Raw genomic sequence first — 13,980 nt, forward strand, 5'->3', positions numbered from 1 at the left:
GGTGGACCCCTTCGACCCGGACGCCGTGCTGGCCGACTACGGGCTGCGGCCCGAGCAGGTGGACGAGCCATTTACCTTGTACCGCAAGCGTTTTGGTGAATACATTGGAGGAGCAGCCGATGCCTGAGCACCCGGTCGCGACCCGCTCCCAGCACGAGCAGGAACTGGCCGCGCTCGATTTGATCGAGCACCCGACCGTCAGGGCCGCCTACCGGTCGGTGGCGCAGACCTGGCTGGGCCGGGCCAACGCGTCGGACGCGATGCGCGCACGGTTCGACGACGCGTTCGCCGAGGTGATGTTCTCGGCGGCGATCTGGTCGTCCAATCAGGACAAGCTGCGGCCGAAGGTCAGCTGCATCACCCGGCTGGCGCACCCCGTGGACGGCCACCGGGTTCCCGGATCACGTTGGGGCATCGACAATCCCGACAGCGTGTACCGGGTGATCCCGATCTCCGGTGAGGAGCGCTACGAGATCCACGGGCGGGTCGGCGAACACCGGATGACCGAGAACTACTTCACCCTGTGGGACGCCCGGATGGGCACCATCGACGTGCTCAACGGCCGCACCATGCGGGTCGAGCCGGACGGCAGCTTCACCATCACCGTGGACGCGCAACCCGCCAACGGCCGCCCCAATCATGTGCGGACGTCGGCTGCGGCGCACGAGTTCTACATCCGCGACGTGCTGCTGGACTGGGACCGCGACGACCCCAACTACTTCGAGGTGCAACGACTCGGTGGCCCGCCGGCGACACCGCCGCGCACCCTCGACGAGCAGGCCGAGGCGACCGCGGCGATGATGGCCTACTTCGCCGATTTCACCGGCAAGCTCAGCCACGGCGTCTACAAGATGCCGGCCAACCGTTTCGATCTGGCCTGGTCGGCGGAGAAGGCCGGCGCGATGCGCAACCAGGTGTACGTGATGGGCCGGTTCGACCTCGCACCGGACGAGGCGTTCGTCGTCGAGGTGAATGATGGCGGCGCGGAATACTTCACGGTGCCGCTGAGCAACATCTGGGGCACCACCCTGGACATCGTCGACCGCACCGGCAGCCTCAACAAGGCGCAGTCGGTGGCCAACGAGGACGGCAGCTACACCTACGTGATCGCGCCCACCGATCCGGGCGTGGCCAACTGGATCGACTCCGACGGCCTGCGCGAGGCCATCCTGACGCTGCGGATGGCCGAGTTCGGCGAGCACGGCCCCCGCGAAGACCTCGGCGCCCGCGGCCGCGTCGTCAAGCTGGACCGGCTCGACACCGAGGTGGCGCACCTGCCGCGGGTGAGCCCGCAGCAGCGGGCCGCCGAACTCGCGCAGCGCCGGGCCGGCTATCTGCGCCGCCTACCCGAAGGGACGATCTAGCGATGGCACGCTGGCTGATCACGGGATGCTCCACCGGCCTCGGCCGCGAAATCGCCGGTGCGGCACTGCAAGCCGGCCACCGCGTGGTGGTGACGGCACGACGGGCCGACGCCGTTCGGGGTTTTGCCGAGGAATTCGGCGAGCTGGCGCTGCCGGTCGCGCTCGACGTGACCGACCGCGACCAGATCGCCGCCGCGGTGGCCGCGGCCGACGCGGCGTTCGGCGGCATCGACGTGCTGGTGAACAACGCCGGGCACGGCTACCTGTCGGCGGTGGAAGAGGGCGAGGACGCCGAGGTGCGAAAGCTGTTCGACGTCAACTACTTCGGTGCGGTCGACATGATCAAGGCGGTGCTTCCGGGCATGCGCGCCCGCGGCTGCGGGCACATCGTCAACATCTCGTCGATGACCGGCCTGGTGGCCAACCCGCCCAACGCCTACTACTCGTCGACCAAGTTCGCGCTGGAGGCCGTCACCGAGGCGCTCGCCGCCGAGGTCCGCCCGTTGGGTATCAAGGTGACCGCGATCGAGCCGGGGGCCTTCCGCACCGATTGGGCCACCCGATCGATGAAGGAGTCCGGCACGCCGATCGCCGACTACACCGACGTCGCGGCGCGCAAGGACCTGATCAAACAGTTCGCCGACCACCTGCCCGGCGACCCGCGCAAGGTGGCCGAGGCGGTGCTGATGGTGACCGGGCTGGACGAGCCGCCGCTGCGGCTGCTGCTCGGACGCGACGTGCTCAAGGCCATGCGGGACAAGATCGCCGCGATGTCGGCGTCGATCGACGAGTGGGAGGCCGTCACCAAGGACGTGAACTTCCCGGGCGCGTAGGCCGCTGTCGCCGCTGCGGCCCGCGAGCGTCACGCCAGCGTGACGGCCGCCGGCCCAGCGTCACGCCAGCGTGACGGCCACGGCCGCGCGTCACGCCAGCGTGACGGGCGCCGGCCCAACCGCGAGCGTCAGGGCAGCCGCCAGTCGATCTCGTCGGCGCCCATCTCGGCCAGCAGCTTGTTGGCCCGGCTGAACGGCCGTGACCCGAAGAACCCCCGCGACGCCGACAGCGGAGACGGGTGCGGCGACTCGATGGCCACGCAATTACCTTGGGCCAGAATCGGTTTCAGGGTCGAGGCGTCACGGCCCCACAGGATGGCCACCAGGGGCTGCTGGCGCGCCGTCAGCGCCCGGATGGCGCACTCGGTCACCGGCTCCCAGCCCTTGCCCCGGTGCGACGCCGGGTTGCTGGGGCGCACGGTGAGCACCCTGTTCAGCAGCAGCACGCCGCGCTGCGCCCAGGGCGTCAGGTCGCCGCACGAGGGCGGCGGGTGGCCCAGGTCCGCGGTGTACTCCTGGAAGATGTTGGCCAGGCTGCGCGGCAGCGGCGACACGTCGGGTGCCACCGAAAAGCTCAGCCCCACAGCGTGTCCCGGCGTCGGATAGGGATCCTGCCCGACGATGAGCACCTTGACCTCGTCGAAGGGATAGGTGAACGCGCGCAACACGTTTGGGCCGGCCGGCAGGTACCGGCGCCCGGCCGCGATCTCGGCCCGCAGAAACTGCCCCATCCGGGCGACCTGCTCGGCCACCGGCTGCAACGCACGCGCCCAGCCGGGCTCGACGAGTTCACTCAGCGGGCGCGCCGTCATCGCCGGCCCCCGCCGGCCGCGGGATCGGTCACTTTGAGATCACCGGGCCACCCTAGTACGACTGCCAGCCGGCGGGGCCGCTCCACTCCCGCTCGTCGACCAGCACCCGGGCCGGGCCGTCGAGAACCCGCCCGATGATGCGCCAGCCGGCCGGCGCGGGCCCGGGGAAACAGGCCACCAGGGCGTGGTCCTCACCGCCGGTCAGCACCCACGGCCAGGCGTCGACGCCCACCGCGGCCGCCGCGGCCGCCACCGCGTCACGGTCGGCGGCCAGCGCCGCGGTGGACACGTCCATGCCCACCCCGGACGCCTCGGCGACGTGCCGCAGGTCGGCGATCAGGCCGTCGGAGACGTCGATCATCGCCTGCGCTCCCCCGGCCGCGGCCACCGCACCCTGGCCGTAGGGCGGCTGCGGCACCGCATGCCGGCGGCGCAGCTCGTCGAACCCGCCAATCTGATTGCGCCACAGGTCAAATCCCGCCGCGGATCGGCCCAGGTCGCCGGCCACGGCGATCAGCGCGCCGGGTTCGGCGCCGGCGCGGCACACCGGGGAGCGCCCGTCCAGCTCGCCGAGCGCGGTGACCGAGATGACCCACTGCGGGCAGCTGACCAGATCGCCGCCGGCGATGCCGGCCCCCACCCGCTGCGCCTCGTCCCACATGCCGTCCACTAGCGCGTCCACCTGCGCCGCCGCGGTCTGGCCGGGAGCGCCGAAGCCCACCACGAACGCCGTGGGCCGCGCGCCCATCGCCTCGATGTCCGCGGCGTTCTGCGCGATCGCCTTGCGGCCGATGTCGTGCGGCGTCGACCAGTCGAGCCGGAAATGCCGGTCCTGCACCAGCATGTCGGTCGACACCACCACGCGGCCGTCGCCGGTCGTCACCAGCGCGGCGTCGTCGCCGGGCCCGAGGGTCACCGCGGCCGGCTGCCGGCGCCCGGCCACCAGCCGGTCGATGACGCCGAATTCGCCGAGTTGCCGCAGCGTCGATTCGTCCCGCACGCCACCACCATAGGGCTGTCGCCCGGGCGGGCCGACCGCCAATACTGGGAAGCCGGGTAACAGTGGCCCGACAGACAAGGAGGTGCGCGGGCGGTGGCAACCGAATCGGAGGCCGACGGCGGGCCCCCGCGGGCGGTGATCATGGTCGCGGTCGCGCTGGCGGTGACGACGATCGGGGTGATCCTGGCGATCGCGGCGACCCGCGAGGCGCCGCCGCAACCCGTTGCCGTAGCGGCCTTTCCGGCGCCGCACGCCGGGGACGCCGCCTGCCGCGCATTGCTGGACGCGCTGCCGCAGCGGCTCGGCGACTATCAGCGCGCCCCGCTCGAGCAGCCGGCCCCGGCCGGCGCCGCGGCCTGGCGGACCGGGCCGGACAGCGAGCCGGTGGTGCTGCGCTGCGGCCTGGACCGCCCGGCCGAGTTCGTCGCCGGATCCCCCATCCAGGTCGTCGACCGGGTGCAGTGGTTCGCGGTGCGTCCCGACCCGCAATCCGCCGGGGACGCCGGCAGATCCACCTGGTACACGGTGGACCGCCCGGTGTATGTGGCGCTCACGCTGCCGTCGGGCTCGGGCCCGGCGCCCATCCAGCGGCTCTCCGACGTGATCGAGCAGCGCATCGCGGCGGCGCCGGTCAACCCCGGACCGCCCGCCGGCTAGCGCAGCCCGACGCCGCGGGTCAGGGCCGTCTCCACCATGGTGGCCAGCAGACTCGGGTAGTCCACGCCGCTGGCCGCCCACATCCGCGGGTACATCGAGATGGTGGTGAAGCCCGGCATCGTGTTGATCTCGTTGAGCACCGGCCCGGTCTCGGTGAGGAAGAAGTCCACCCGGGCCAGCCCTTGGCAGTCAACGGCCTTGAATGCGCGGATCGCCAATTCGCGCACCGCGTCGGCGATTTCGTCGTCGACCTTGGCGGGCACGTCCAATTCGGCTGTGTCGTCGAGGTATTTGGTTGCGAAGTCGTAGAACGAGTCCTCACGCCCGCGCACCCCGGCCACCCGGATCTCACCGACCGTGCTGGCTTGCACTGTGCCGTCGGGCATTTCGAGCACCCCGCACTCCAGCTCCCGGCCGGCGATGGCCGCCTCGACGATGACCTTGGGATCGTGGTCGCGGGCGGCGGCCACGGCGGCGTCCAGCTCGTCCCAGCTCGAGACCCGGCTGACGCCGATCGAGGAGCCGCCCCGGGCGGGTTTGACGAACACCGGCAAGCCCAGCCGCTCGCGGTCCTGCAGCGACAGCGTGGACTGCGACGGACGCAGCACCGCGTAGTCGCCGATCGGCAATCCCTCGGCGGCGAACAGCTTCTTGGTGAATTCCTTGTCCATGCCCGCGGCGCTGGCGAACACGCCGGCCCCCACGTAGGGCACCCCGGCGAGTTCGAGCAGCCCCTGGATCGTGCCGTCCTCCCCGTACGGGCCGTGCAGCACCGGGAACACCACGTCGACGGAGGCCAACACCTCACTGGCGCCGGGGGGAAGGGAAACCAGTTGGCCGCTGCGCCCCGGATCCGCCGGCAGCGCCAGCTCGGTCCCCGACGCGGACGTCACCTCGGGCAGTTGCCGGTCGCTGATCGCCAGCGCGGCCGGGTCGCCGTCGGTGAGCACCCACGAGCCTTGCGGGGTGATGCCGATCGCGACGACCTCGAACCGCCGCGGGTCGAGGTTGCGCAGGATGCTGCCGGCCGAGACGCACGAGATGGCGTGCTCGTTGCTGCGCCCGCCGAAGACGACGGCGACGCGGACCCGTTGGCTGGCATTCACAATCTGAACAGGCTACCGGGTGGCGGCCAGGTCATTCGGGCTTGGTGCGCCGGCCCAGCAACAGCGCCATCGCCTCATCGACGGACAGCCCCTTGTGGCAGACCCGGTGCACCGCGTCGGTGAGCGGCATTTCCACGTCGTAGCTGGCGGCCAGCGCCAGCACCGACTGGCAGGACGTCACGCCCTCGACGACGTGCCCGTCGCCGCCGTCGGGGCTGCCGGCGAGCACCGAACCGATGGTTGCCCCGCGGCCGAGCCGCTCGCCCAGCGAACGGTTGCGGGAGTGCGGCGAGCTGCAGGTGGCGACCAAGTCGCCCACCCCGGCCAGCCCGGCCAGCGTCGCGCCCTTGGCGCCGAGCGCGATGCCCAGCCGCATGATCTCGGCCAGCCCCCGGGTGATGATGGCCGCCGCGGTGTTCTCGCCGAGGCCCACGCCGGCGGCCATCCCGCAGGCCAGCGCGATCACGTTCTTGCACGCCCCGCCGATCTCGGTGCCGACCACATCGCTGTTGGTGTAGGGCCGGAAGTATCCGCTGTTGAGCATGCGCTGCAGGGCGACGGCGCGGCCGGAGTCGCTGCACGCCACCACCGTCGCGGCGGGCTGGGACGCGGCGATCTCGCTGGCCAGGTTCGGTCCCGAGATCACCGCGACCTGAGCCGGGTCGACGCCGGTCACCGAGACGATGACCTGGCTCATCCGCATCAGGGTGCCCAACTCGATGCCCTTGGCCAGGCTGACCAGGGTCGCCCCGTCCCGCAGCAGCGGCGCCCAGCGCTCGAGGTTGGCGCGCATCGCCTGCGCCGGCACGCCCAGCAGCACCGTCGTCGCGTCCCGCAGCGCCTCGCCGGCGTCCGCGGTGGCGTGGATGCCCGGCGGCAACGACGTCCCGGGCAGGTAGTCGGGGTTGGATCGGGTCGCGTTGATCCGTTCGGCGAGCTCGGGCCTGCGGGCCCACAGCGTGACCTCTGTTCCGGGGCCGCCGGCGTCGACGAGCACCTTGGCCAGCGCGGTGCCCCACGCCCCGGCGCCCATGACCGTGACGGCGCCGGCCGCACCGGCCTTCGGACCGCCCCCTGGGCCGGCCATGTACCACCCCCTGTCCGTGGTCGATGTAGCTCACGCGGCACTTGCAGCCGCTACACCCTAGATCAGCGGCCGACCGGGCGTCACGCAAGCCGGCTGCGCGCCGGCGCTGGCAGGATGACATCTCATGAGCGGCACACGAGCCGACGGCGGGCACGACGGTGCGGGCGATGTCGCCCTGATCATTGCGGTCAAGAGGCTGGCCGCGGCCAAGACCAGGCTGGCCCCGGTGTTCTCGGCGCGCACCCGCGAAAGCGTGGTGCTGGCCATGTTGACCGACACCCTGACCGCCGCCACACGGGTCCCGTCGCTGGGTTCGATCACCGTGATCACGCCCGACGAGGCCGCCGCGGCGGCGGCCGCCGCGCTGGGCGCCGACGTGCTGGCCGACCCGACCCCGGAGCGGCATCCGGATCCGCTCAACAACGCCATCGCCACCGCGGAGCGCGCGGTGAGCGGTTCCTTTACCAATATCGTTGCGCTGCAAGGAGATCTGCCGGCGCTGCAGTCCCAGGAGCTGGCCGAGGCGGTGGCCGCCGCGCGTGCGCACCGGCGCAGCTTCGTCGCCGACCGGCTGGCCACCGGCACCGCGGCGCTGTTCGCGTTCGGCACCCGGCTCGATCCCCGGTTCGGCTCCGATTCGTCGGCGCGGCACCGCAGTTCGGGCGCGATCGAGCTGACCGGCGCCTGGCCCGGCCTGCGCTGTGACGTCGACACCCCCACCGATCTGGCCGCCGCCCGCCGCCTCGGGGTGGGGGCCGCGACGGCCCGGGCCATCGCCGCCCATTGATTTTCGCTCACTGCGGCCGAATCTGTCCGGCCGGTGAACGGCGGCCCAACGGCGAATGGATGTCCCGCGGGCGCTAGCAGCAGCCGCTCGTGATGCGCCATGATCGCAATGTGACTGAAATCGACGCTGAGACTCGACCCGACGAGAACCTGTGGCATTCGGGCGACTCGGCCGTGGGGGCGCCACCCGCGGCGACCCCGGCCGCGATGACCGACCTGCCGGAGGACCGTTATCTCAACCGGGAACTGAGCTGGCTGGATTTCAACGCCCGGGTGCTGGCGCTGGCCGACGACAACTCGCTGCCGCTGCTGGAACGGGCCAAGTTCCTGGCCATTTTCGCCTCCAACCTCGACGAGTTCTACATGGTGCGGGTCGCCGGGCTGAAGCGGCGCGACGAGATGGGCTTGTCGGTGCGCTCGGCCGACGGGTTGACGCCGCGCAAACAACTCGCCCTGATCGGCGAGCACACCCAGCGGATCGCGACCCGGCACGCGCGGGTGTTCCTCGACTCGGTGCGCCCGGCGCTGGCCGAGGAGGGCATTCACATCGTCACGTGGGCCGATCTCGATCAGGCCGAGCGCGACGAATTGTCCACCTATTTCACCGAACAGGTCTTTCCCGTCCTGACGCCCCTGGCCGTCGATCCCGCGCACCCGTTCCCCTTCGTCAGCGGGCTGAGCCTGAACCTGGCGGTGATGGTGCGCCAGACCGAGGACGGCGGCCAGCACTTCGCCCGCGTCAAGGTGCCCAACAACGTCGATCGCTTCGTCGAACTCGCGGCGCCGAGAGCGGGCGCCGAGGTCGAAAACCGCGGCGTCGTCCGGTTTCTGCCGATGGAGGAACTGATCGCGGCGTTCCTGCCGCTGCTGTTCCCGGGCATGGAGATCGTCGAACACCACGCGTTCCGCATCACCCGCAACGCCGACATGGAGGTCGAGGAGGACCGCGACGAAGATCTGCTGCAGGCGCTGGAACGGGAGTTGGCGCGGCGGCGCTTCGGCCCGCCGGTGCGGCTCGAGATCGCCGACGACATGACCGAGGGCATGCTGGAACTGCTGCTGCGCGAACTCGACGTGCATCCCGGCGATGTCATCGAAGTGCCCGGCCTGCTCGACCTTTCGTCGCTGTGGCAGATCTACGATTTGGATCGCCCCGCGCTCAAGGATCCGGCGTTCGTCCCGGACACCCACCCCGCCTTCGCCGACCGCGAATCCCCCAAGAGCATCTTCGCGACGCTGCGCGAGGGCGACGTGCTGGTGCACCACCCCTACGACTCGTTCTCCACCAGCGTGCAGCGCTTCATCCAGCAGGCCGCCGCCGACCCCAACGTGCTGGCGATCAAGCAGACGCTGTACCGCACCTCCGGTGATTCGCCGATCGTTCGGGCGCTGATCGAAGCGGCCGAGGCCGGCAAGCAGGCGGTGGCACTGGTCGAGATCAAGGCGCGCTTCGACGAGCAGGCCAACATCCGCTGGGCGCGCGCCCTCGAACAAGCGGGCGTGCACGTGGTTTACGGGCTCGTCGGCCTCAAGACGCATTGCAAGACATGCCTGGTGGTGCGCCGCGAAGGTTCGGCGATCCGCCGGTACTGCCACATCGGAACCGGCAACTACAACAGCAAGACCGCTCGCCTGTACGAGGATGTCGGTCTGCTGACGGCGGCGCCGGACATCGGCGCCGACCTCACCGATTTGTTCAATTCGCTTACCGGCTATTCGCGTAAGGTCTCCTACCGCAATCTGTTGGTGGCGCCGCACGGGATTCGCACCGGCATCATCGAACGCGTCGAACGCGAGATCGCCGCGCACCGCGAACGCGGGCAGGGCCGAATTCGGTTGAAGATGAACGCGTTGGTGGACGAGCAGGTGATCGACTCCCTGTACCGGGCGTCGCAGGCGGGGGTGCGGGTCGAGGTCGTGGTGCGCGGCATCTGCGCGCTGCGCCCGGGCGTGCAGGGTTACTCCGAAAACATCTTCGTGCGCTCGATTCTGGGACGTTTCCTGGAGCACTCGCGGATCATCCACTTCCGCAACATCAACGAATTCTGGATCGGCAGCGCCGATATGATGCACCGCAATCTCGATCGCCGCGTCGAAGTGCTGGCGCAGGTCAAGGATCCCAAGCTCACCGCGCAGTTGGACGAGTTGTTCGAATCCGCGCTGGATCCGTCCACCCGGTGCTGGGAATTGGGACCCGACGGGCAGTGGACCCCGTCGCCGCAAGAGGGCCATACCGTGCGTGATCACCAAGTATCGTTGATGGAGCGGCATCGCAGTCCCTAGCCCTGCGGGTGAGTTCGGAGTTGTTTTTCCGGCCGCAGCGTGATCCAGCGTGCGACTTGACCGAATTGACCTGCAGGAGTTGAGGTGCCGACCCAGAATTCGTCGACTGCTCGACGCGCCGGAACCCGGGTGGTCTACGCCGCCGGCGCGGTGCTGTGGCGACCCGGCGACGCCGAGCCGGACCGCGGTGACGTCGAGGTCGCGATCATCCATCGCCCGCGCTATGACGACTGGTCACTGCCCAAGGGCAAGGTGGACCCCGGCGAGACGGCGCCGGTGGCGGCGGTGCGCGAAGTGCGTGAGGAGACGGGCCAGTGCGCCGTGCTCGGCAGAAGGCTCGACACGGTGCGCTATCCGATCGAACAGGGCGTCAAGAAGGTCTACTACTGGTCGGCGCGCGCCACCGGCGGCGAATTCGTACCCGGCGACGAGGTCGACCAGTTGCTCTGGTTGCCGGTGGCCGAGGCGATGCAGCGGCTCAATTACACACAAGACCGAAAAGTGTTGCGGCACTTCAACAAAAAGCCTGCGGACACGCAAACCGTGCTGGTGGTGCGGCACGGCACGGCCGGGCGCAAATCTCGTTTCTCCGGCGACGACGCCAAGCGGCCGCTGGACAAGCGGGGCCGGGCGCAGGCCGAGGCGCTGGTCCCGCAGCTGCTGGCGTTCGGTGCCTCGCAGGTGCACGCGGCCGACCGGGTCCGCTGCCACCAGACCGTGCAACCGCTGGCCGAGGAGCTCGACGTGCCGGTGCACAACGAGACCACGCTCACCGAGGAGGCGTACGCCAAGAATCCCAAGCGCGCTCGGCACCGGATGCTCGAGATCGCCGGGGAGCCAGGCACACCGGTTGTCTGCACGCAGGGCAAGGTGATTCCGGACCTGATCGCGTGGTGGTGTGATCGCGACGGGGTGCGGCCCGACAAGTCGCGCAATCACAAGGGCAGCACCTGGGTGCTGTCGTTGTCGGCCGGCCGGCTGGTGGCCGCCGATCACATCGGCGGCGCGCTGGCCGCCAACGTGCGCGCCTGAGTCGCGGCGGCGTTCCCGCTCGCTAGCACACGAATACCCTCCGGGCGGCACCGCTGCCGGCCGAAGGGTATTCGTGTCTAGGACGTGCTCTGCCTACTTGCGGCCGCGACGCGCGGTCGTCTTCTTGGCCGCGGCCTTGCGAGCCGGCGCCTTGCTGGCGGCCTTCTTGGCCGGAGCCTTGGTCGCGGCCTTCTTGGCCGGAGCCTTCTTCGCCGCAACCTTCTTGGCCGGAGCCTTGGTCGCGGCCTTGCGCACCGGAGCCTTGGTCGCGGCCTTGCGGGCCGGAGCCTTCTTGACCGCAGCCTTCTTCGCCGGGGCCTTCTTGGCGGCGGCCTTCTTGGCCGGAGCCTTCTTCGCCGCAGCCTTCTTGGCGGGCGCCTTCTTGGCGGCGGTCTTCTTGGCCGCGCCGCCGACCACGCCGCGCTTGACGGCCGGGCCCTCGGACGGGAGACGCTGTGCCCCAGAGACAACCGCTTTGAATTGAGCGCCGGGGCGGAACGCCGGGACGGACGTCGGCTTCACCTTCACCGTCTCACCGGTACGCGGGTTGCGGGCCACCCGTGCGGCACGCCGCCGCTGTTCGAATACACCGAACCCGGTGATCGTGACGCTGTCGCCCTTGTGTACCGCACGCACAATGGTGTCGACGACATTCTCGACCGCTGCGGTCGCCTGCCGACGGTCCGTGTTCAATTTCTGTGTGAGCACATCAATGAGCTCTGCCTTGTTCATCAATCCCTCCGACACTAGTGGTCCTCGATTTGAACCGACTAGTGGACACGGTAAACCCTCACCCAGCAAATTTCCAAGAGCCACGCGCAATTTCACGGCGGGGCGGGCGGCGTTTTCGCAATCCGGTTGCCGCCCTTGACCGGTGGAGGGCGTCGCAAATCGGGCCGGTTTAGTTAGCCCATCGAGCAGAAATTCGGCCCGGCTCAGCGGTTCACGCGACGGGCGAAGTGCGCGGTTTCCAATCGGGATACGCCGCTTCGTAGGATTCGATTCTGTCGAGTTTCCGCAGCGTAAGGGCTATATCGTCGAGCCCTTCGAGTAGTCGCCACGCGGTGTGGTCGTCAATCTTGAACGGCAGCACCGTCGTTCCCGCGGTGATATTTCGATCTTGAAGATTGGCAGTGATTTCCAAGCCGGGGCTCTGCTCGATGAGCTTCCAGAGCAGCTCCACCCCGTCCTGGGAAACTTCGGCCGCCAGCAGACCCGCCTTGCCGGCGTTGCCCCGGAAAATGTCGCCGAATCGAGACGAGATGACCACCCGGAACCCGTAGTCCATCAGTGCCCACACGGCGTGCTCGCGCGACGACCCCGTCCCGAAATCCGGTCCGGCGACTAGGACTGAGCCACGGTCAAAGGGGCTGAGGTTGAGCACGAATGACGGATCCGACCGCCAGCTGGCGAACAAGCCGTCCTCGAAACCGGTTCGGGTTACGCGCTTCAAATACACCGCCGGAATGATCTGGTCGGTGTCGACATTGGAGCGCCGCAGCGGCACACCGATGCCGGTGTGGGTGTGAAATGCTTCCATGCTCATCCCTTCACGGTCGAATACGTCAGTCCAAATCGGCCGGAGCGGACAATGTGCCGCGCACCGCCGTGGCCGCGGCGACGGCCGGAGACACCAAATGCGTGCGGCCGCCTTTGCCCTGGCGCCCTTCGAAGTTGCGGTTCGAGGTCGCCGCGCACCGCTCCCCCGGCGCCAGCTGATCGGGATTCATTCCCAAACACATCGAGCAGCCCGCCTGCCGCCATTCGGCGCCCGCGGCGGTGAAAACCTCGCCCAGCCCTTCGGCTTCGGCCTGCGCGCGCACCCGCATCGAGCCGGGCACCACGAGCATCCGCACCCCCGGCGCGACCTTGCGGCCGCGCAGCACGTCGGCGACGACCCGCAGATCCTCGATACGACCGTTGGTACAAGAGCCGACGAACACCGCGTCGACCGCGATGTCGCGCATCGGCGTGCCCGGTCGAAGGTCCATGTATGCCAACGCTTTCTCGGCGGCCTGGCGCTCGGCATCGTCGGTCATCAGTTCGGGATCCGGTACCGCGGCGGCCAACGGCACACCCTGCCCCGGGTTTGTGCCCCACGTCACGAACGGGCTCAGCGACGCGGCATCCAGATAGACCTCGGTGTCGAACACCGCGCCGGGATCGGTGCGCAGCTGCTGCCAATAGCGCATGGCCGCATCCCATTGCGCGCCCTTGGGGGCGTGCGGGCGGTCCCGCAGGAACTCGTAGGTGGTGTCGTCGGGAGCGATCATCCCTGCCCGGGCACCGGCCTCGATGCTCATGTTGCACACGGTCATCCGGCCTTCCATCGACAGCGATTCGATGGCGCTGCCGCGGTATTCGATGACGTGCCCCTGCCCGCCGCCGGTGCCGATCTTGGCGATCAGCGCCAGGATGATGTCCTTGGCCGTCACGCCGGCCGGCAACTCGCCGTCGACGTTGACCGCCATCGTCTTGAACGGCCGCAGCGGCAACGTCTGGGTGGCCAGCACGTGCTCGACCTCCGAGGTGCCAATTCCCATGGCCAGTGCGCCGAATGCGCCGTGCGTCGAGGTGTGACTATCCCCACACACCACCGTCATTCCCGGTTGGGTCAGGCCCAGCTGCGGCCCGACGACATGCACGATGCCCTGCTCCGCGTCGCCCATCGGGTACAGCCGGACGCCGAATTCGGCACAATTTCGGCGCAATGTCTCGACCTGGGTGCGCGACACCGGGTCGGCGATCGGCTTGTCGATGTCGACGGTGGGCACGTTGTGGTCCTCGGTGGCCAGCGTCAGATCGGGCCGCCGCACCGGCCGGCCGGCCAGCCGCAGGCCGTCGAACGCCTGCGGGCTGGTGACCTCGTGCACCAGGTGCAGATCGATGTAGATCAGGTCCGGCTCGTTGGCCCCGCCGGACACCACAACGTGGTCGTCCCAGACTTTTTCGGCCAGCGTGCGCGGCGTGGCCGTCGTCCCCGCGTCGATTCCCATCTCGAACTCGCCTCAATTCGCTTT

General features: G+C 69.6%; 14 protein-coding genes. 7 read left to right on the top strand and 7 right to left on the bottom strand.

Going from position 1 to position 13,980, the window contains the following annotated elements:
* The first annotated feature begins 1 nt into the window (after position 1).
* From H7I87_RS01855 to H7I87_RS01865, 3 genes are read left to right on the top strand one after another with little or no spacing between them, the layout of a single operon-like run.
* Positions 2–127, top strand: coding sequence for a hypothetical protein (locus H7I87_RS01855; protein WP_023880987.1), 126 nt, complete (start codon positions 2–4; stop codon positions 125–127).
* Positions 120–1,364: a DUF1214 domain-containing protein gene (locus tag H7I87_RS01860; protein WP_023880986.1), complete on the top strand. Its 1,245-nt coding sequence runs from the start codon at positions 120–122 to the stop codon at positions 1,362–1,364. Before H7I87_RS01855 ends, H7I87_RS01860 begins: the two co-directional genes overlap by 8 nt.
* Positions 1,365–1,366: 2 nt before the next feature.
* Positions 1,367–2,197, top strand: a complete 831-nt coding sequence (locus H7I87_RS01865; RefSeq protein WP_011725700.1) for an oxidoreductase — start codon at positions 1,367–1,369, stop codon at positions 2,195–2,197.
* Between the two features lie 128 nt (positions 2,198–2,325).
* Here H7I87_RS01865 and H7I87_RS01870 read toward each other — a convergent pair whose 3' ends face one another.
* Together H7I87_RS01870 and H7I87_RS01875 are read right to left on the bottom strand one after the other, a co-directional pair.
* A complete protein-coding gene (locus H7I87_RS01870; protein WP_011725701.1) occupies positions 2,326–3,009 on the bottom strand; it encodes a uracil-DNA glycosylase in 684 nt (227 codons plus the stop codon).
* Between the two features lie 52 nt (positions 3,010–3,061).
* A complete protein-coding gene (locus tag H7I87_RS01875; protein WP_011725702.1) occupies positions 3,062–4,009 on the bottom strand; it encodes a thiamine-phosphate kinase in 948 nt (315 codons plus the stop codon).
* Positions 4,010–4,150: 141 nt separating this feature from the next.
* On the opposite strand from H7I87_RS01875, the gene H7I87_RS01880 reads away from it, so the two are divergent.
* Entirely contained in the window at positions 4,151–4,666 is a 516-nt protein-coding gene (locus H7I87_RS01880; protein WP_224111125.1) for a DUF3515 domain-containing protein, read from the top strand.
* Here the strand turns inward: H7I87_RS01880 and H7I87_RS01885 are convergent.
* Positions 4,663–5,772, bottom strand: coding sequence for a D-alanine--D-alanine ligase family protein (locus H7I87_RS01885; protein ID WP_011725704.1), 1,110 nt, complete (start codon positions 5,770–5,772; stop codon positions 4,663–4,665). The genes H7I87_RS01880 and H7I87_RS01885 overlap by 4 nt on opposite strands.
* A 31-nt stretch (positions 5,773–5,803) precedes the next feature.
* Complete coding sequence (locus tag H7I87_RS01890; RefSeq protein WP_019733496.1) at positions 5,804–6,859, bottom strand: NAD(P)H-dependent glycerol-3-phosphate dehydrogenase; 1,056 nt, start codon at positions 6,857–6,859, stop codon at positions 5,804–5,806.
* Positions 6,860–6,983: 124 nt separating this feature from the next.
* Here H7I87_RS01890 and cofC point away from each other — a divergent pair, with 124 nt between their 5' ends.
* From cofC to mutT1, 3 genes are all read left to right on the top strand, one after another.
* Positions 6,984–7,646 (top strand): 2-phospho-L-lactate guanylyltransferase, encoded by a 663-nt coding sequence (gene cofC / locus H7I87_RS01895; protein WP_023861068.1) that lies wholly within the window; start codon positions 6,984–6,986, stop codon positions 7,644–7,646.
* A gap of 89 nt (positions 7,647–7,735) precedes the next feature.
* Entirely contained in the window at positions 7,736–9,928 is a 2,193-nt protein-coding gene (locus H7I87_RS01900) for an RNA degradosome polyphosphate kinase (RefSeq protein WP_023870804.1), read from the top strand.
* Between the two features lie 84 nt (positions 9,929–10,012).
* Positions 10,013–10,960 carry an 8-oxo-(d)GTP phosphatase MutT1 gene (mutT1, locus tag H7I87_RS01905; protein ID WP_033717621.1) on the top strand — a complete coding sequence of 316 codons (948 nt, stop codon included), beginning with the start codon at positions 10,013–10,015 and terminating at the stop codon, positions 10,958–10,960.
* 93 nt (positions 10,961–11,053) lie between these two features.
* On the opposite strand, the gene H7I87_RS01910 is transcribed toward mutT1, so the two are convergent.
* From H7I87_RS01910 to leuC, 3 genes are all read right to left on the bottom strand, one after another.
* Positions 11,054–11,692: an HU family DNA-binding protein gene (locus H7I87_RS01910; RefSeq protein ID WP_009978231.1), complete on the bottom strand. Its 639-nt coding sequence runs from the start codon at positions 11,690–11,692 to the stop codon at positions 11,054–11,056.
* A gap of 211 nt (positions 11,693–11,903) precedes the next feature.
* Positions 11,904–12,500 carry a 3-isopropylmalate dehydratase small subunit gene (leuD, locus tag H7I87_RS01915; protein ID WP_011725707.1) on the bottom strand — a complete coding sequence of 199 codons (597 nt, stop codon included), beginning with the start codon at positions 12,498–12,500 and terminating at the stop codon, positions 11,904–11,906.
* A gap of 25 nt (positions 12,501–12,525) precedes the next feature.
* Positions 12,526–13,956 carry a 3-isopropylmalate dehydratase large subunit gene (gene leuC / locus H7I87_RS01920; RefSeq protein ID WP_023868335.1) on the bottom strand — a complete coding sequence of 477 codons (1,431 nt, stop codon included), beginning with the start codon at positions 13,954–13,956 and terminating at the stop codon, positions 12,526–12,528.
* Between the last annotated feature and the right edge of the window lie 24 nt (positions 13,957–13,980).

Origin of the sequence: Mycobacterium timonense (assembly GCF_025821985.1) — a bacterium.
Classification (GTDB): domain Bacteria; phylum Actinomycetota; class Actinomycetes; order Mycobacteriales; family Mycobacteriaceae; genus Mycobacterium; species Mycobacterium avium.